The organism is Corallococcus praedator (genome assembly GCF_003612125.1).
In the GTDB taxonomy this organism is placed as follows: Bacteria; Myxococcota; Myxococcia; order Myxococcales; family Myxococcaceae; genus Corallococcus; species Corallococcus praedator.
This window is the reverse complement of record NZ_RAWI01001144.1, coordinates 1-426: the sequence shown is the minus strand read 5'-3', so window position 1 is coordinate 426 and position 426 is coordinate 1. Positions and strand designations below refer to the sequence as shown.

Annotated in this window: 1 protein-coding gene; it reads left to right on the top strand. The window is 57.0% G+C overall.

Features of this window, described 5'->3' with window-relative positions:
* Positions 1-231: 231 nt before the first annotated feature.
* Positions 232-426, top strand: a 195-nt coding sequence (locus tag D7Y13_RS47510) for a hypothetical protein (RefSeq protein ID WP_208734677.1), incomplete at its 3' end; no start/stop codon positions are given.

Genomic DNA, 426 nt, shown 5'->3' with positions numbered 1-426 from the left:
TTCGCCGTCTGAGCAGCGATTTGCAGGCCGATTGAACTTTGCTGTTTAAGGAGCCGGATGCGCGATGGCCGTCGTCATAATTCGGAAGAGCATGGCTCTTCAGGATCAAGCAAAGGCGATTGCCGCCGACGCGTCTCTACTCCCTGTAAACAGTCCGTTCTTATCGTTGGCTCGACATTAACTCACATGCGAGTTAACGTCAAATAACTTCACGATCCCGGCACGCGAGCGATGGCTAAAGCAGCAAAGACATCCCGCAAGGCGAACGTCACCAGCGACAACGCGACCGGTTCACGGCGCGACGGCGCCGCCGCACGCGCCAAGCTTCTCGAAAAAGCCATGGAGGAATTTGCCGAAAAGGTCTCGATGCGCGCGTCGAGGACATTTCGGACGCCTGCGGCACCAACCGGCGCATGGCCTATTACT